At 73.1% G+C, this 16700-nt stretch carries 17 protein-coding genes; 9 read left to right on the top strand and 8 right to left on the bottom strand.

Translation table 11 applies throughout. The annotated features are described in order from the left end of the window. Window positions 1-422 precede the first annotated feature (422 nt). Entirely contained in the window at window positions 423-1010 is a 588-nt protein-coding gene (locus tag EQ874_RS12065; RefSeq protein WP_129976874.1) for a hypothetical protein, read from the top strand. Between the two features lie 7 nt (window positions 1011-1017). Here EQ874_RS12065 and EQ874_RS12060 read toward each other — a convergent pair whose 3' ends face one another. Next, window positions 1018-1359 carry a hypothetical protein gene (locus tag EQ874_RS12060; RefSeq protein ID WP_016934708.1) on the bottom strand — a complete coding sequence of 114 codons (342 nt, stop codon included), beginning with the start codon at window positions 1357-1359 and terminating at the stop codon, window positions 1018-1020. A 207-nt stretch (window positions 1360-1566) separates the two neighbouring features. Here EQ874_RS12060 and EQ874_RS12055 point away from each other — a divergent pair, with 207 nt between their 5' ends. From EQ874_RS12055 to EQ874_RS12035, 5 genes are all read left to right on the top strand, one after another. Then, the gene (locus EQ874_RS12055; RefSeq protein ID WP_006554802.1) at window positions 1567-1905 is read left to right on the top strand and encodes an RNA polymerase-binding protein RbpA; all 339 of its coding nucleotides are present in this window, start codon (window positions 1567-1569) and stop codon (window positions 1903-1905) included. Between the two features lie 260 nt (window positions 1906-2165). Next, complete coding sequence (locus tag EQ874_RS12050) at window positions 2166-2555, top strand: chorismate mutase (protein WP_129976873.1); 390 nt, start codon at window positions 2166-2168, stop codon at window positions 2553-2555. Between the two features lie 7 nt (window positions 2556-2562). Further along, window positions 2563-4740 carry an aminodeoxychorismate synthase component I gene (gene pabB, locus EQ874_RS12045; protein ID WP_129976872.1) on the top strand — a complete coding sequence of 726 codons (2178 nt, stop codon included), beginning with the start codon at window positions 2563-2565 and terminating at the stop codon, window positions 4738-4740. Then, window positions 4737-5648 carry a prephenate dehydrogenase gene (locus tag EQ874_RS12040; RefSeq protein ID WP_129976871.1) on the top strand — a complete coding sequence of 304 codons (912 nt, stop codon included), beginning with the start codon at window positions 4737-4739 and terminating at the stop codon, window positions 5646-5648. The genes pabB and EQ874_RS12040 overlap by 4 nt, the downstream gene beginning before the upstream one ends. Further along, on the top strand, window positions 5645-6640 hold the full coding sequence (locus EQ874_RS12035) for a diiron oxygenase (RefSeq protein ID WP_129976870.1): 996 nt from the start codon (window positions 5645-5647) through the stop codon (window positions 6638-6640). Before EQ874_RS12040 ends, EQ874_RS12035 begins: the two co-directional genes overlap by 4 nt. Window positions 6641-6667: 27 nt before the next feature. On the opposite strand, the gene EQ874_RS12030 is transcribed toward EQ874_RS12035, so the two are convergent. Genes EQ874_RS12030 through EQ874_RS12015 form a run of 4 tightly spaced genes read right to left on the bottom strand, consistent with a single transcriptional unit; the run spans window position 6668 to window position 11216 of the window. Next, on the bottom strand, window positions 6668-7444 hold the full coding sequence (locus tag EQ874_RS12030; protein ID WP_064065494.1) for a polyprenol monophosphomannose synthase: 777 nt from the start codon (window positions 7442-7444) through the stop codon (window positions 6668-6670). Next, complete coding sequence (lnt, locus tag EQ874_RS12025) at window positions 7444-9048, bottom strand: apolipoprotein N-acyltransferase (RefSeq protein WP_129976869.1); 1605 nt, start codon at window positions 9046-9048, stop codon at window positions 7444-7446. The genes EQ874_RS12030 and lnt overlap by 1 nt, the downstream gene beginning before the upstream one ends. After that, the gene (locus tag EQ874_RS12020) at window positions 9045-10655 is read right to left on the bottom strand and encodes an amidohydrolase family protein (RefSeq protein ID WP_242496732.1); all 1611 of its coding nucleotides are present in this window, start codon (window positions 10653-10655) and stop codon (window positions 9045-9047) included. The genes lnt and EQ874_RS12020 overlap by 4 nt, the downstream gene beginning before the upstream one ends. An 18-nt stretch (window positions 10656-10673) precedes the next feature. Further along, window positions 10674-11216, bottom strand: coding sequence for an FxsA family protein (locus tag EQ874_RS12015; RefSeq protein WP_129976868.1), 543 nt, complete (start codon window positions 11214-11216; stop codon window positions 10674-10676). A 105-nt stretch (window positions 11217-11321) separates the two neighbouring features. Here EQ874_RS12015 and EQ874_RS12010 point away from each other — a divergent pair, with 105 nt between their 5' ends. The 3 genes from EQ874_RS12010 to EQ874_RS12000 all read left to right on the top strand — a co-directional run bounded on the left by EQ874_RS12010 (window position 11322) and on the right by EQ874_RS12000 (window position 15030). Further along, window positions 11322-12086: a TSUP family transporter gene (locus EQ874_RS12010; protein WP_064065500.1), complete on the top strand. Its 765-nt coding sequence runs from the start codon at window positions 11322-11324 to the stop codon at window positions 12084-12086. A gap of 65 nt (window positions 12087-12151) precedes the next feature. Next, window positions 12152-13663 (top strand): TldD/PmbA family protein, encoded by a 1512-nt coding sequence (locus EQ874_RS12005; RefSeq protein WP_064065501.1) that lies wholly within the window; start codon window positions 12152-12154, stop codon window positions 13661-13663. Further along, entirely contained in the window at window positions 13660-15030 is a 1371-nt protein-coding gene (locus EQ874_RS12000; RefSeq protein ID WP_129976867.1) for a metallopeptidase TldD-related protein, read from the top strand. Before EQ874_RS12005 ends, EQ874_RS12000 begins: the two co-directional genes overlap by 4 nt. A 45-nt stretch (window positions 15031-15075) precedes the next feature. Here EQ874_RS12000 and EQ874_RS11995 read toward each other — a convergent pair whose 3' ends face one another. From EQ874_RS11995 to EQ874_RS11985, 3 genes are all read right to left on the bottom strand, one after another. Next, window positions 15076-15609: a glutathione peroxidase gene (locus EQ874_RS11995; protein ID WP_129976866.1), complete on the bottom strand. Its 534-nt coding sequence runs from the start codon at window positions 15607-15609 to the stop codon at window positions 15076-15078. A 105-nt stretch (window positions 15610-15714) separates the two neighbouring features. Beyond that, complete coding sequence (locus EQ874_RS11990; RefSeq protein ID WP_129976865.1) at window positions 15715-16215, bottom strand: DapH/DapD/GlmU-related protein; 501 nt, start codon at window positions 16213-16215, stop codon at window positions 15715-15717. A gap of 5 nt (window positions 16216-16220) precedes the next feature. Further along, window positions 16221-16637, bottom strand: a complete 417-nt coding sequence (locus EQ874_RS11985; RefSeq protein ID WP_129976864.1) for a PPOX class F420-dependent oxidoreductase — start codon at window positions 16635-16637, stop codon at window positions 16221-16223. Between the last annotated feature and the right edge of the window lie 63 nt (window positions 16638-16700).

The raw sequence follows: 16700 nt of genomic DNA, 5'->3' as shown, positions 1-16700 counted from the left end.
ATACTCCCGTGTGACCGGGGCCACACAACAAGCTAGACCACCCGTCCGGGTGGTACGACCGGATTGCGGCGACGGCCGCGCCGGCACCCGCCGCGGCGCCTCCGGCGTCTCCGCCCCACCACCGCCACGGCCCCCCGGAAGCGGGGGTGACCTCGGAAATCGGTGGCTCTCCACGGCTTTCGTCGCGTTTCGATAACGTTTTCCCGGTGTGCGGGAGGATTGTCCTGTTCGTGACGGGCGTGACGATCGGGAACGTGTGCGAACCCGGATCGGGCTCGGCGGAAACGCCCCGAAACCGGACAGTGCTCCTTATTCTCGAAGCCGGCCGTCATCTTCGTGGCCCCGCGCCGCGACCCGTGCGTGACCGGATCGCGACCGGATCGTCTCGCCCGCCCGCTCGCCCCCACTCGAAGGAGCCCGAGATGTTGCGTCGCCGATCCGCACCGCTCGCCGCCGCCCTGCTCGCCGCCGCCCTGCTGACGGTCCCGGCCCGGGCCGCCGCCGACCCGGCCCCGCCGGGGGTGCCGCTCGACCGGCTCCGCGCGGAGGTCGCCGACTCCCCCGAGACCCTCGCCGCGCTCGAACGACTCGTCGCGGAGTCCGGCTCGGCGGATCCGTTCGCGCCGCCGCCGAAGAACATCCCGCAGCCGTTCACCGCGCCCGCCCCGACCGTCGGTCCCGGTTGCGGCGGCGGCCTCGTGCCGTTCGCGATGACCAACGCCTGGGTGCATCCCGGCCCGCACGGTCAGGTGCCGTCCGGGGCGATCGAGGTGTTCGTCGAACCCACCGCCGGGGCGCCGGTCGCCGGCTCGGACCTGACGTTCGTGTGGATGAACATGGAGAACTTCCGCGCCGGGGTCGCCACCCTCGCCAACCCGGGGGGCGGACTGCAATCGACGGTCGTCGACACCGGTCCCGGCGCGGTGATGGGCGCCCTGTTCGGCTCCCTGCAGTACACGAACGGGGCGTTCTGCCAGGTCGTCTACACCATGGGTGGATTCTTCGTCTGAGCCCGTGTCAGCGCAGGCGTTCGGCGTCGCGGGCCAGGTCGAGCAGCTCCGCGCACAGCGCGGTCAGTTCGCCGGCGGCCGCGCCCTCGGCGACCGCGGTGGCCACGTCCTCGGCGGCGCAGCGCACCCGGAACGCGCGGTCGGCGAGCGCCTCGACCTCGGCGGCGGTGAGCACCACCGCGTCCGCGGGCAGCCCGGCACGGCGGGTGCTGCTGCGCTGCTCGTAGGCGCGTTGCCGGCACGACTGGCGGCAATAGCGCCGCCGCCGCCCGGTGCCGATCTCCGGTACCGGGCGCCCGCACCACAGGCACGTGCTCGCTCGCGTGTCACGTCCGGTCACGAGCGTCACTGTACTGCCCGGCCCCACTGCCGCCCGGGCGGTGCGGACACCGTGCGCGCGGCGGGGCGGCGGGTCGGTAGACTGGCACCTCGGCTCCTCGGTGGGCCGCGGGAACGGAATCGGCTCCGTCGACGTTGAGCACAGTGGACGTCGGGCTCGGCGTCGATGCCGCACGGCATCGTCACCCGGGCGGAGCACACAAGGAAGGACACCACCATGGCAGATCGTGTACTGCGAGGCAGCCGACTCGGGGCGGTGAGCTACGAGACCGACCGCGACCACGATCTGGCGCCGCGGCGAATCGCGCGCTACCGCTGCGACAACGGCGAAGAATACGACGTGCCGTTCGCGGACGACGCGGAGATCCCCGGCACCTGGATCTGCAAGAACGGGCTCGAAGGCACCCTGGTCGAGGGCGCCGCACCGGAGCCGAAGAAGGTCAAGCCGCCGCGCACCCACTGGGACATGCTGCTCGAGCGCCGCTCCGTCGAGGAACTCGAGGACCTGCTCAAGGAGCGCCTGGACCTGCTCAAGGCCAAGCGCCGCGGCGCCTGACAGCCGCCCCGCCCACTCGCACGTGTGTGCCGCCCCGGACGATCGTCCGGGGCGGCACACGCCGTTTCCGGGCCCGGAACCACACGCCGGACGGGCGGGTGGTCCCGCGAATTCGGTTGCGGCCCCGCCACGAATCGATCAATCGTCGATATCGCCCTCGCGGTGCGTGCAATCATGATCGCACGCCGACCGACCATGATCGGCACGCCTGATCCTCGACCCCGCGCCGGTGTTCCGGCGGGTCGTCTGCAAGGGGGTGAGTGTCCGTGACCGACCGTAACCACACCGCGGCGGAGGCGCCGCCGGCACAGACCGCCGCCGACGAATTGGCCGATCTGCGAGCCGAACTCGACGACATCGACCGGGCTCTGCTCGACGGGGTCCGCGCCCGCCTCGAGGTGTGCGGACGCGTCGCCGAACTCAAGCAACGCCACGGCCTCGACGTGATGCAACCCGGTCGCATGGAGGTGGTGCACCGCCGCGCCCAGGACTACGCGCACCGGCACGGCCTGTCCGGCGACTTCGTGCGGTCGCTGTACACCCTGCTCATCGACGAGGCCTGCCGGGTCGAGGACCACATCGTCTCCGGTGGTGACATCGCGGACCGGATCCCCTCCGGTCGTCGCCGCGGCGTCGACGGCACGAACTGAGGTCGTCGTGTCCGCGCCCCGCCCGATCCGCACGGTGTTGATCGACAACTACGATTCGTTCACCTACAACCTCTACGACCTGATCACCCGCGTCAACGGCGTCCCGCCGCGGGTGATCACCAACGACCGCGGCTGGGACGAGCTCGTCGCCGAACCGTTCGACAACATCGTGATCTCCCCCGGCCCGGGCCGACCCGACCGGGCGCGGGACTTCGGGATCAGCGCCCGTGCCCTCACCGACGCGGGGGTGCCACTGCTCGGGGTGTGCCTCGGCCATCAGGGACTGTGCCAGTTGTTCGGCAGCGCCGTGGTCACCGCCCCCGAACCGGTGCACGGCCGCACCAGCCCGATCCTGCACGACGGCACCGGTCTGTTCGCCGGCCTGCCCTCCCCGTTCGAGGCGGTGCGCTACCACTCGCTGATCGCCGACCCGGTCCCCGCCGACCTCGTCGCCACCGCCCGGACCCCGGACGGTCTGCTCATGGCCGTCGCGCACCGGCACCGCCCGTTGTGGGGGGTGCAGTTCCATCCCGAATCGATCGGCACCGCCCACGGCGCGCAACTGCTCGCCAACTTCCGCGACGCCACCCCACCGCGCAGCCCGATCACCGTCACCGCCCTCACCGCCCCCACCGCCCCGGAACCGGCACCCGAACCGGTCCCGCGGTATGTGCTCGCCAGCCGCCGCCTGCCGCTGCACCCCGACCCGTCCGCCGTCTACGAGGCGGTCTTCGCCCCCGGGCCGCACGGTTTCTGGCTCGACGGCAGCGCCGCCCTCGACCCGCAGTCGCGGTTCACCGTCCTCGGCAACGGCGCCGGACCTCGCGCCGACTATCTGACCTACCGGGTCGGTGAGGGCCTCGTGCGCGAACACCGCCCCGACGGCACCGTCGAGGAACACCACCGCACCGTCTTCGACCACTTGGCCGCCCGGCTCGCGCAGCGCCGCGTCGCCCCCCGCGACGACCTGCCGTTCGGGTTCGCGCTCGGCTACGTCGGCTATCTCGGCTACGAACTCAAAGCCGACACCGGGGGCCAACTCGTGCACACCTCCCCCTACGCCGACGTCGCGCTGGTGTTCGCCGACCGGGCGGTGGTCGTCGACCACGACGGGCGCTGCTGCTATCTGCTGGCCCTGACCGACGACGCCGACGATCCCGCGACCGGCGCCTGGTTCGACGCGACCGCCGCGATCCTGGCGGCCCTGCCCGAACCCGCCGCCGAGCAGACCCCGGTGCCGCTGGTCGGCGCGGACGGCGGCCCGCAGCTGCGGCTGCGGCACTCCCCGCAGCGGTATCTCGATCTGATCGCCCAGTGCCAGAACGAGATCCGCAGCGGCGAGACCTACGAGGTGTGTCTGACGAACACCGTCACCGTCGACGGTGGCATCGACCCGCTCGGCACCTACCGGGTGCTGCGGCGGATCAGCCCCACCCCCTACAGCGCGCTGCTCGACTTCCCCGAGGTGGCGGTGCTCAGCGCCTCCCCGGAACGCTTCCTGCGGATCGACGCCGACGGCACCGTCGAATCGAAACCGATCAAGGGCACCCGCCCGCGCGGCCGCACCCCCGGTGAGGACGCGGCGCTGCGGGAGGGCCTGCAGGCCAGCGAGAAGGACCGCTCCGAGAACCTGATGATCGTCGATCTGGTGCGCAACGACCTGTCCCGGGTGTGCGTGCCCGGCTCGGTGCACGTGCCGGCGCTGTTCGCGGTGGAAACCTATGCGGCGGTGCACCAGCTGGTGTCCACGGTGCGGGGCACCCTGCGACCGGACGTCTCCGCGGTGGACTGTGTGCGCGCCGCCTTCCCCGGCGGCTCGATGACCGGCGCCCCGAAGCTGCGCACCATGGAGATCATCGACAAGCTCGAGGACGGCCCGCGCGGGGTGTACTCCGGGGCCATCGGCTATCTGTCGCCGACCGGCGCCGCCGACCTGTCGGTGGTCATCCGCACCCTCGTCGCCACCGCCCACGAGGTCACCTTCGGGATCGGCGGGGCGATCGTGGCGCTGTCCGATCCGGACGACGAACTCGACGAGACCCTCGTCAAGTCCGTGGTGATGCGCCGCTGCCTCGCCGCGGCCCGCGACACCGCCCCGACCGACGGGGCCGGTGCGACCGGCTCCACGGACACGGCCGGTCTCGTCGACGGGCCGCCGGTGCTGCCGGGGCGGGCCGGGCCGTGACCACCACCGGCCGGGTGGTCGTCGCCGGCGGATGCGGCGCCGTCGGCGCCCTGCTCACCGTCGCGTTGCGCGCGGCCGGCCGGGAGGTGCTCGTCGTCGACCCGGCCGCCGACCCGACCACCCCGGGGATGCTGCGCGCCGACCTGACCGCCCCCGACACCGCCCTCGCCGGCGCCCTCGGCGACGCCGCCCTCGTGGTCCTGGCCGTCCCCGACGTGATCGCCGGTGCCGCCCTGCCGGTGCTGGCGCGGCTGCTGCCCCCGCACACCCTGCTGGTGGAGACCCTGTCGGTGAAGACCCCGATCGCCGCGGCGCTGCACACCTACCGGCCGGGCGCACCCGCGCTGGGCATCAACCCGATGTTCGCCCCGGATCTCGGTCTGCCGGGCCGGCCGGTGCTGACGGTGCGCCACCACGACGCCCCGGCCGCGGACGAGTTCGTGACGGCGCTGCGTGCCCGGGGCGCCACCGTGGTGGAGACCACCGCGGACGAGCACGACCGCATCACCGCCGCCGTGCAGGTGCTCACCCACGCCGCGATCCTCGCCTTCGGGATCGCCCTCGACCGGCTCGACGTGCCGGGCGTCGCCGCGCGGGTCGCCGCACCCCCGCACACCGTGCTGCGGGCGCTGCTCGCACGCATCACCGGCGGCACCGCCGAGGTCTACCACGACATCCAGCGCACCAACCCGTATGCCGACACCGCCCGTCGCGCGCTCGCCGAGGCGGTCGCCGACCTCGACGCCGCCACCGACGCGCTGCCCGACTTCGCGGCGCTGCTCGACCGGGCCCACACCGCGCTGGGCGACGGGTGCCCCGCCGCCGCGGAGTTGTGCGCGCAGCTGTTCGCGACGCTGCCGCGGGATCCGGGGGCGGTGTCCTCCCGCGAGGAAAGGAGCCGGACGTGACCGAGTCCGACACCCCGGGCGGGCAGCTGCGCGCGCCGGAACTTCCGCCGCACGATCCGTCCGATCCGGCCGAGAGCGCGGTGATCACCGGACTGGTCCGGTCCTGGCCGCGCCGCGCCGCGGTGAAGAAAACCGAGGTGGACCTCGACGCGCTGTTCGACCCGCACCGCGCCGACTTCCCCGAACAGATGCTGCCCTTCGCCGAGCATCGGCGCTATCTGGCGCTGGACGAGGCGCAGCGGGCGCGGCTGCGGGCGTGGGCGTGGATCGCCTACAACAAGAGCGTCGTCGACATCGAGCAGCACGTCGTCAATCCGGGCTTCGGGTTGATCACCGACGACGTGTTCGGCTTCGGCCCGTCCGACAGGGTGGTCACCGGGGTGCTGCAGGCGATGGTCGACGAGCAGTACCACACCCTCATGCATCAGCAGGCCAACGCGCTGACCCGCCGCCGTCGCGGCTGGGCGTTACCGGAATCGGTGCTGCCGCTGTGCCCCACGGTGCGGGAGCACCGGGCCGCGGTCGCCCGGGCGGAGGATCCGCGGGCGGCGGCGCTGGTGCAGCTGGCGTTCACCACCGTCGCGGAAACCTCGATCAGCGCCTATCTGGCGTTGCTCACCACCGACCCGCAGGTGCAGCCGGTGAACCGCGCGACGGTGGCGGTGCACCGCCGCGACGAGCTGTGCCACGCCTCCCTCGCCGGGGGCCTGCTCACCGCGGTGCTCACCGAACTCGACGACGCCGATCGGGTGCGGTTGCTCGACGCGCTCGGCGCGGCGGTCGCGGCGTTCACCGGCGCCGACACCTCCACCTGGGCGGCGATCATCGCGCACGAGAACATCCCCGACGGCGACGAACTCGTCGCCGACACCATCGCGGTGAGCGAGGGCCGGCCGGTGGTGCAGGACTGCACCGCCATCCGCCGGTTGTGCGCGGCCCTGGGGCTCGGGGAGGAACTCGACGCCCGCTGGCCGTGGCCGCGCAGCGCCTGACGCATCAGCCGCGCAGCGCAGAGAGCATCACCGGCCGAGCAGTGCCCGCAGCCGCGCGAGGCGGCTGCGCAATCCCCACACGGTGACCCGCACGAGGGCCTCCTGCACGATGTTGCCGTTCATCTTCGACTCGCCGATCTCCCGTTCGGTGAACGTGATGGGCACCTCGGCGACGGTGAACCCGGCCTGCAGGGTGCGCCACGCCAGATCGACCTGGAAGCAGTAGCCGTGCGAGGCGATCGCGTCGAGGTCGAGCTTCTCGAGCACCTCCCGGCGGTAGGCGCGGTAGCCGCCGGTGATGTCCTGGATCGACACCCCGAGCGCGAGCCGCGAGTAGATGTTGCCGCCGCGGGAGAGCACCTCGCGGTGCCACGGCCAGTTCACCACCGTGCCGCCGGGCACGTACCGGGAGCCGAGCACCAGATCGGCGCCGGCGTCGACCTGCTCGAGCAGCAGGTGCAGCTGTTCGGGGGCGTGGCTGCCGTCGGCGTCCATCTCCACGAGCACCGTGTAGTCGTGCTCGAGCCCCCACCGGAAACCGGCGATGTAGGCGGCGCCGAGCCCGTTCTTCTCGGTGCGGTGCAGCACCGCGATGCGCTCGTCGGCGGCGGCGAGGTCGTCGGCGAGGTCACCGGTGCCGTCGGGGCTGCCGTCGTCGACGACCAGGACGTGGGTGTGCGGCAGCGCGGCGTGCAGCCGGGTGATGATCCGACCGAGGTTCTCCCGCTCGTTGTAGGTCGGAATGATCACCAGGGTGCGGGCGCTGGGTGCGCTGTCGTTCCCGGCCGGCGTCGCCGCTGCCATCAGAGGTCCTCCTTGTCGAACCGGCCACCGGCCGGTGCTCCTGCTGCGCCGGTGCTGGTGCGAGCTGCCGCACCGGCCTTCTCCCGCCGCCCCCGCACCACGGCGAGACCGGCGGCGACCACGGCCGCGGCGCAGAGCACGAGCTCCGGCGCCACTCCGAGCCGACTAGCCAGCGTAACGTCTGCCCGCACGGGCACCTGCGCCACCAGGGCATCGGGCACGAACAGGGATGTGCTCTGCTGCACCCGGCCGTCCGGGTCGACGATCGCGCTGACCCCGCTGGTCGCCGCGACCACCACGGCCCGGCCGTGCTCGACGGCCCGCAGCCGCGACATCGCCAGCTGCTGGTAGGTCATCTCGGTGTCGCCGAAGGTGGCGTTGTTCGTCGGCACCGCCAACAGTTGTGCCCCGGCGGTGATCGAGTCGCGGAACGCCCGGTCGAAGGCCACCTCGTAGCAGGTCGCCACCCCGATATCGAGGCCCGCCGCGGTGACGGTGCCGTCCCCGTGGCCGGGCACGAAGTGGCCGGCGCGGTCGGCGTACTCGGAGAACAACCGGAAGAACGAACGCCACGGCAGATATTCCCCGAACGGTTGGATGATCTTCTTGTCGTGCTGCTCCCCCGGCCCGGTCTGCGCGTCCCACACGATCACCGAATTGGTGGTGGTGCCGTCCCCGTTGACCAGCACCGCCCCGACAAGGATCGGCGCGTCGATCGCCGCGGCCGCGGCGGTGATGTCGCGGGCGGCGTCCGCGTTGCGCAGCGGGTCGATGTCCGAGGCGTTCTCCGGCCAGATCACCACGTCCGGGGCCGGGGCCCGCCCGGCGGCGACATCGGCGGCGAGTTCGAGGGTGCGGGCGACGTGATTGTCGAGCACCGCCTTGCGTTGGGCGTTGAAATCCAGGCCGAGGCGCGGCACGCTGCCCTGGATCGCCGCGACCGTCACCGTCGACGATTCCTCGGTGGTGGTGCGCACCAGCGGCCACGCCGCCGCGGCGAGCACCGGACCGAGCAGGGTCACCGCGACCGGCACCGTCCAGACCCGCCCGGAGCGGGGTCGGCGGTAGGCGGTGAGGACGAGGGCGGCGAGCCCGGCGCCGGTCGTGGCCACCGCGAACGACACCAGCGGGGCGCCGCCGACGACGGCGAGGGAGACGAACCCGCCGTCGGGTTGCCCGAACGCCAGCCGCCCCCACGGGAAGCCGCCGAACGGGACGCTCGACCGCAACCATTCGGTCAGGCTCCACGCCGCCGCGATCCACAACGGCGCGACCGGCAGCGACCGCAGGTGCACCACCAGCGCGCCGAACAGGCCGACGAAGACTGCCTCGGCGGCGGCGAGCGCCAACCACGGCAACGGGCCGACATACACCCCGATCCAGGGCAGCAGCGGCACCAGGAAACCGAGGCCGGCGAGATAGCCGTAGCCGAACCCCGCGCGCCGCCGCATCGGCACTGCAGTCAACACACCGACCAGGAGCGCGATCCCTGCGGGGGCGAGGAACCACAGCGGACGCGGCGGGAACGACGCGAACAGCAACAGTCCCGCGACGACGGCGAGCAGCGCGCGCAGCGCCACCACCGCGAAGGGCCGGCCGGTCACCGCGCGTACACGATCCGGCCGCGGTGCACACTGCGCACCAGCACCGGATCGGCGGTGCCCGGGCCGAGATCCGGCAGCGGCGCCACCCGCGACCGCGGATCCGTCGACCAGCGCTGCACCGAATCCTTCGGGGCGGCGACCACCAACTCCCCCACCTCCCAGATCGCATACGACGCCGGCGCACCCGGCTCGAGGGTGCCGGCCAGACCGTCGCGCACACCCCCGGCCCGCCACGCCCCGCGGGTCGCGGCGGCGAACGCCGCCCGCGGCGAGATGCCGCTGCCGGCGGTGCGATGGTGCACCGCCGCCCGCAGCATCGGCCACGGCCGCGGCGCCGTCACCGGCGCATCGGAGCCGAACGCCAACGACAGTCCGGTCGCGGCCAGCGGCGCGAACGCGTTCAGCGCCGCCGCACGTTCGGCGCCGAGCCGGGCCGCGTACATCCCGTCCGGTCCGCCCCACAGCGCGTCGAAGCCCGGCTGCATGCTCGCGATCACCCCGTACCGCGCCAACACCTCCGCCTGCGCGACCGTCAGCGACTCGACGTGCTCGAGCCGATGGCCACGCGCGGCGAGCGCCGGTCCGCCGACCTCCGCGGCGACCGCCTCGAATGCCGCCACCGCGGCGGTGGTCGCGGCATCACCGATGACGTGGAAACCGGCCTGGATGCCCGCCGACGTGCACGCGCGCACATGCGCGGTCAGCTCGTCCTCGGTCAGATAGGTGGTGCCGCAGCAGCCCGGCAGGTCGTCGTAGGGGCGGGCCAGCGCGGCGGTGTGCGAGCCGATCGACCCGTCGACGAACAGGTCCCCGCCGAGCGCGTCGGCGCCGGTGGCGGCGAGCAGCTCCGCGGCCTCCTCGCCGGTGCGCACCGCGTGCCCCCAGTAGCCGCGCACCTGCACCGGATGGTCGGTGCCGAGCAGTTCGGTGAAGTCGTCGAGCCCGGAGATGTCGGGGCCGGCGCATTCGTGCACCGCGACGTAGCCGTGCGCGGCGAAATCGTCGAGGGCCGCCAGCCGGGCGCGGGCGCGTTGCGCTGCGGTCAGGCCGCGGCGGGCGGCGCCGCGCACCGCGTGGTGCGCCGCGGCGGTCAGCGGTTGCTGCGGATCGAACCCGGCCAGCTCGTCGAGGGGTTCGGCGGCGGCCCGCAACGCGCTCGACGCCGCCGCCGAATGCGCATCGATGCGGCCGAGGTAGACGAGCCGGGCGGGGGCGGCGGCATCGAGGTCGGCGGTGGTCGGCGGGGTGGGGTCGGGCCAGCGGGTCTCGTCCCAGCCGTGCCCCCAGATCACCGCGTCGTCGTGCGCGTCGGCGTGCGCGCGCACCCGGCGCAACGCGTCGGCGCGGTCGGTGGCGTCGGTCAGGTCCAGACCGGTCAGGGCCAGGCCGTGGCTGGTGGTGTGCACGTGGGTGTCGACGAAACCGGGGGCGACGAACGCGCCGTGCAGGTCGACGATCTCGGCGTCCGGGTGCAGGGCGCGGCCTGGCCGGTCCTGCCCGACCCACACGATGGTGCCGTCGGTGACGGCCATCGCGGTGGCATCGGGGGCACCGGCGCTGTAGATGCGGCCGCCGACGAGAAGCTGGGTGTGCGGTGCAGGGCTCACGGGTGCCCAGTCTGCCCGTTACCGCTCCTCGCGGCGGCGCGGGGTCTCCACGATCTCCCCGTCGAGCACGGTGCCGCGGTCGTCGACCTGCTCGGGCGCGGCCGTGCCACCGGTCAGGTGCGGGGCGGCGCCGACGACGCTGTGATCGACGACCTGCCCGTCGACCACCACCAGCCGCTGCGCGGTGAACCCGGTGGTGCGGGCCCGGCGCGCGACCAGCGTGCGCACCAATGGCCGCGCCACGGCGCGGGTGGGCAGCAGCAACACGATCCCGAACACGGTGCCGACGATGCCGGGGATCAGCACCAGCGCGGCGCCGGCACCGACGAGCGCGCCGTCGGTGAGCACCCGCTCCGGGGAACTCGCGTGCGGCGCCCGGCCTGCGCGCAGTTCACCGAGGCTGCGCAGCGCGCGGCGACCCAGCGCGGCGAGCACGAGATAACCGGCGGCGCTGACACCGAGGAAGATCAGCACGGTGGCCAGCGCCCCGAGGGTGGAGCCGAGCCAGGCCAGCACCGCGATCTCCGCCACGACGTAGAGCACGAACAACAACGGGTACACGGCGGGGCTTCCTTCCGTCGGCGACTTCTGTCCGGTCAACGAACGACCGGCCCGTTTTGCTCCCGGCCCCGGCGACCGGATGCGGACCGTGATCGAATGGCGGCCATGACGGCAGGTGACTGGGCGGTGCTGATGACCGCCGCGACGGCCGCCGGCTGGGTGGACGCGGTGGTCGGCGGCGGCGGGCTGATCCTGCTGCCCGCCCTGTTCCTCGTCGCCCCGCAGTTGACGCCGCAGGCGGCGCTGGCGACGAACAAGCTCACCGCGATCTGCGGGACCGGCGCCGCGGTGCTGACCTTCGCGCGGCGCATCCCGCTGCGCTGGTCGCTGCTCGGCCCGGCCGCGCTCGTCGCGGCGCTGGCCGCGGCGGCCGGGGCGGCGGCGGTCTCGCTCATCGACCGGGAGGTGTTCATCCCGATCGTGATGGTGGTGCTCGTCGCGGTGGCGGTGTTCGTCACCACCCGCCCGAAACTCGGGGCCGGCGGCACCCGCCGCCCGTCCACGCTGCGGCTGGTCACCGTGGTGGTGACGGCCGCGGCGGTGATCGGCTTCTACGACGGCATCCTCGGGCCGGGCACCGGCACCTTCTTCATCATCGTGTTCGCGGCGATGCTCGGCAGCGAGTTCGTCACCTCGGCGGCGATGGCGAAGGTGCTCAATTTCGGCTCGAATCTGGGGGCGCTGGTGCTGTTCGCTCTCGGCGGGCATGTGTGGTGGACGCTCGGGTTGGCGATGGCGGTGTGCAATGTGGCCGGCTCGGTGCTCGGTTCCCGGATGGCGCTCGCGCGCGGCGCCGGCTTCGTGCGGGTGGTGCTGCTGGTCGTGGTGGTGGCCATGGTGATCCGGCTCGGCATCGAACAGTTCGGCTGAGCCGCCCCGCGGGGTGATCGGTGCGGCACCCCCGGCTCGGTGCGTACCGGCGATAGGGTGGGCGGGTGAGCGCGGTGGACGACGATTTCCTGGCCCTTCCGTTGCAGGCGGCCGCCGACGCGGCGCTGACGGTGGCGCGGGCGGCGGGCGCGAGTCACGCCGATGTGCGGGTACATCGACTGCGGACCTGGACGAGCACCCTGCGCGACGGCGCCCTGCAGGCCGCGGTGGACGACACCGACTGCGGGGTGGCGGTGCGGGTGCTGCTCGACGGCACCTGGGGGTTCGCGTCGCATCCGGTGCCCGGCCCGGACGGCGCCGCCGACGCCGCGGCCCGCGCGGTGGCCGTGGCCCGCACCCTGCGCGCGTTGAATCGTGATCCGGTGCGGTGGGCCGACGAACCGGTGCACCGCGACGCGGTGTGGGTCTCGCCGTACGAGATCGATCCGTTCACCGTCCCCGCCGCCGAGCGCATCGCGGTGCTCGAGGACTATTCGCGGCGACTGCAGGACGCTACCGGGGTCGACCACGTCGGCGCCCATGTGACGCTGGTCAAGGAACAGAGTTTCTACGCCGATCTCGCCGGGTCGACGATCACCCAGCAGCGGGTGCGGATCCACCCCGACCTCGAGGCGACCCGCGTCGACCGCGCGGCCGGCACCTTCGAGTCGCTGCGTACCCTGGCCCCGCCGACCGGCCGCGGCTGGGAGTACCTCGCCTCCGACCGGTGGTGGGACTGGAGCAGTGAGCTCGCCGAGCTGCCCGAGCAACTCGCCGAGAAGGCGCAGGCCCCGTCGGTGACCGCCGGCCGCACCGATCTGGTGATCGACCCGACGAATCTGTGGTTGACCATCCACGAATCGGTCGGGCACGCCACCGAATACGACCGGGCCATCGGCTACGAGGCCGCCTACGCCGGCACCTCCTTCGCCACCCCCGACCTGCTCGGCAGCCTGCGCTACGGCAGCGCCGCCATGCACGTCACCGCCGACCGCACCGAACCGCACGGGCTGGCCACCGTCGGCTACGACGACGACGGGGTCGCCGCCCAGTCCTGGGATCTGGTGCGCGACGGAGTGCTCGTCGGCTACCAGCTCGACCGGGCGTTCGCGCCCAAGCTCGGGGTGGCCCGCTCGAACGGCTGCGCCTACGCCGACTCGGCGCATCACGTGCCGATCCAGCGGATGGCGAACGTATCGCTGCAACCCGATCCGACGGTCGACCGCAGCACCGCCGATCTGATCGCCGGGGTCGACGACGGGCTGTACGTCGTCGGCGATCGCAGCTGGTCGATCGACATGCAGCGGCACAACTTCCAGTTCACCGGGCAACGTTTCTACCGGATCCGCGGCGGGCGGCTCGCCGGGCAGGTCCGCGATGTGGCCTATCAGGCGTCGACCACCGAGTTCTGGGGTGCGCTCGAGGCGGTCGGCGGTGCGTCGACCTGGCGGCTCGGCGGAGCGATGAACTGCGGCAAGGCGCAACCCGGGCAGGTCGCCGCGGTCTCGCACGGCTGCCCGTCGGTGCTGGTGCGCGGCGTGAACGTGCTCAACACGGTGCAGGAAGGTGGCCGATGATCCCCGGAGACCGACTCGTCGAGACCGCCCTGGCGGCCTCCCCCGCCGACGAGACCCTCGTGATCGTCACCGACGGCGCCGAGGCGTCGCTGCGGTGGGCGGGCAACTCGATGACCACCAACGGGTCCGCGCGCGCCCGCAGCGCCACCATCGTCGCGATCCGCCGCACCCCCGGCGGGGCGCACTGCGGGGTGGTCACCGCCGCGATCGTCGACGCCGACGACATCGCGCCGGTGGTCGCCGCGGCATGGGCCGCGGCGCAGCAGGCCCCGGCCGCGCCCGATGCGATGCCGCTGCTCGACGGCGACGACACCGACCCGCACTGGGACGATCCGGCCGTCGGCACCGACGTCGAGGTCTTCGCCCCGCTCCTCGACGGGCTCACCGCCGGCTTCGACGACACCGACGCCCTGTACGGGTTCGCGCACCACCAGTCCACGACCCTGTGGCTGGGCACCTCCACCGGGGTGCGGCGCCGCTGGGTGCAGCGCGACGGGTCGCTCGAGATCAACGGCAAACGCGGCGGCCCGACCGGGGCGAGCGCGTGGGTCGGGGCGGGCACCGTCGACTTCACCGACATCGCCATGGATCCGCTGCGCGCCGAACTGGCGCGGCGGCTGGACTGGGCCGGCACCCGCGTCGACCTGCCCGCCGGCCGGTACGAGACGGTGCTGCCGCCGTCGGTGGTCGCCGATCTGCTGATCCCGCTGCTGTGGTCGCTCGACGGGCGCGGCGCCGCGGAGGGCCGCTCGGTGTGGGCGGGGCCCGGCGGCACCCGCCTCGGCGAGCAGATCGCGGCGCTGCCGGTGACGTTGACCTCCGATCCGGCCGCGCCCGGACTCGGCTGTCCGCCGTTCGTGGTGGCCACCGCCTCCACCGACAGCGTCTCGGTGTTCGACACCGGCATGAGCGCCGGGCGGGTCGACTGGCTCCGCGACGGCGCCCTGCACGCCCTTGCGTATCCGCGGGCCACCGCCGCCGAATTCGGGGCCGTCCCTACCGCGCCGGGGGAGAATCTGCTGCTCACCGGTGGTGGCACCGCCGATGTGGACGACATGATCGCCCGCACCGAACGCGGCCTGCTGCTGACCACCGTGTGGTACCTGCGGGAGGTGGATCCGGCGGTGCTGCTGCTGACCGGCCTGACCCGCGACGGGGTGTATCTGATCGAGGACGGGCAGGTGCGGGCGGCGGTGAACAACTTCCGGTTCAACGAGTCTCCGGTGGATCTGCTCGGCCGCGCCACCGAGATCGGCGCCACCGAACGCACCCTGCCCCGGGAATGGAAGGACTGGTTCACCCGCACCGCGATGCCGCCGATGCGCATCCCCGACTTCCACATGTCCTCGGTCAGCGCCGCCCACTGACCTCCGGTCCGGTCGGTGACGTCCATCGACCGGACCGGTAGGGGCTCAGAGCAGGTCGGTGAGTTCCTTGCCGATCTCCTCGGGGGTGACCGTCGGCTCGAAGCGGCGCACCACCGCGCCCTGCGGGTCGACGAGGAACTTGGTGAAGTTCCACTTCACCTCGTCGGTGCCGATCGCCTCGGGGCGGGTCTTGCTCACGTGCTCGAACAGGAAACCGTGCTGCGGCCCGAAATCACCGGGAGCCTCGGCGCGCAGGTGCCGGTAGAGCGGGTGCGCATCGTCGCCATTGACATCGCCCTTCGCGAACACCGGGAAGGTGACGTCGAAGTTCACGCGGCAGAACTCCTGGATCTCGCTGTCACTACCCGGTTCCTGACCACCGAACTGGTTGCACGGGAACGCGAGGATCTGCAGGCCGCGCTCGCCCAGCTCGCGGTGCAGCGCCTCGAGGGCCTCGTACTGCGGGGTCAGGCCGCACTTGCTGGCGACGTTGACGATCAGCAGATGCCGGCCGGCGAAGCGGGCGAGATCCTCGCTGCCGCCGTCGGCGGTGGCCACGGTGTACTCGTGCACGGACATGCGCTCTCCTGAACTGGGTTCGATCGGCTCGGCCCCGCAGGTGAGGCCGAGATCACCACGGACCCTACGGGATCGGACGACCCGGGCGGGGCTGCCGGTGCGGGGTCAGTCCAAGTCGCGGACGTGCCGGGCGGGGCTGCCCAGATGCAGCGTGTGTGGGGCACAGTCCTTCGTCACCAGCGAGTTCGCGCCGATCACCACACCGGTGCCGATGCTCACGCCCGGCATGATCACCGCACCGGAGCCGATCCACGCGCCGTCGCCGATGGTCACCGGCTCCCCCGTCAGCGTCGACGCGCGCTGTTCGGCGGTGCCCATGCGGTGGCTGCTGGTGAGCACCCGCACGTGGTCGCCGAGGAACACCCGCTGCCCGAGGGTGATGTCGGCGACCGTGTCGAAATAGCAGCCGTGGTTGACGAACGAGCCCGCGCCGAGGGTGAGCCGGCCGAGGCCCTGCACCACCACGCCGGTGTGGATCAGGCTCGGCGGTGCGGCGTCGACACCGGCGCGGCGCAACCACTTCCAGCGACTCGAACCGGAGATCAGCGGGTTGCTCGCGAGCGCCACCGCGATCGCCTGGGACCGGTAGGTGTGAGAGCGCGCCACGACGTCTACCGGCCTGCCGTGTCGTCGGCGGGATCGAGCGCACACGCCAACCCGACGGTGCCGGTGCGGCCACGACGCACCACGCTCGCGCCGACGATGATCCGGCCGAGCAGCCCGTACTTGCGGGCGATCACCGACCGGGCGTGCGCCGAGCCGTCGGCGTCGAGCACCTCCCCGGTGCCGGGTACGGCCGCCGACTTCGGGTTGCCGCGCGCGTCGCAGATCGCCAGGGACACCCGCGGATCGCGGCGCAGTCGCCGCACCTTGTAGGCGTCGGCGACCGTCCACACCAGCAGCCGGTTCCCGTCGGGCGCCGCCCACACCGGGGTGCCCACCGCGCTGCCGTCCTTGCGGTAGGTCGTCAGCAGCACGAACGTGGCGGCGGCGAGGTCCGCGAATGTCGGGGTCGTCGAATCGGGCATGGATCCCACCCTACAAACCGCACGGTCCACCGGCACCGCGCGTCCCGCGTCCGGCGCGTTCTA

Source organism: Rhodococcus sp. Q1, from assembly GCF_004153645.1.
GTDB classification, from domain to species: Bacteria; Actinomycetota; Actinomycetes; order Mycobacteriales; family Mycobacteriaceae; genus Rhodococcus; species Rhodococcus gordoniae.
The sequence above is the reverse complement of the archived record's forward strand: the minus strand, read 5'-3'. Positions and strand labels throughout refer to the sequence as shown.

Coding starts and splice junctions, on each gene's coding strand:
- EQ874_RS12065 (WP_129976874.1), top strand. CDS start 423: ATGTTGCGTCGCCGATCCGCACCGCTCGCCGCCGCCCTGCTCGCCGCC.
- EQ874_RS12055 (WP_006554802.1), top strand. CDS start 1,567: ATGGCAGATCGTGTACTGCGAGGCAGCCGACTCGGGGCGGTGAGCTAC.
- EQ874_RS12030 (WP_064065494.1), bottom strand. CDS start 7,444: ATGGCAGCGGCGACGCCGGCCGGGAACGACAGCGCACCCAGCGCCCGC.
- EQ874_RS12010 (WP_064065500.1), top strand. CDS start 11,322: ATGACGGCAGGTGACTGGGCGGTGCTGATGACCGCCGCGACGGCCGCC.
- EQ874_RS12000 (WP_129976867.1), top strand. CDS start 13,660: ATGATCCCCGGAGACCGACTCGTCGAGACCGCCCTGGCGGCCTCCCCC.
- EQ874_RS11995 (WP_129976866.1), bottom strand. CDS start 15,609: ATGTCCGTGCACGAGTACACCGTGGCCACCGCCGACGGCGGCAGCGAG.
- EQ874_RS11985 (WP_129976864.1), bottom strand. CDS start 16,637: ATGCCCGATTCGACGACCCCGACATTCGCGGACCTCGCCGCCGCCACG.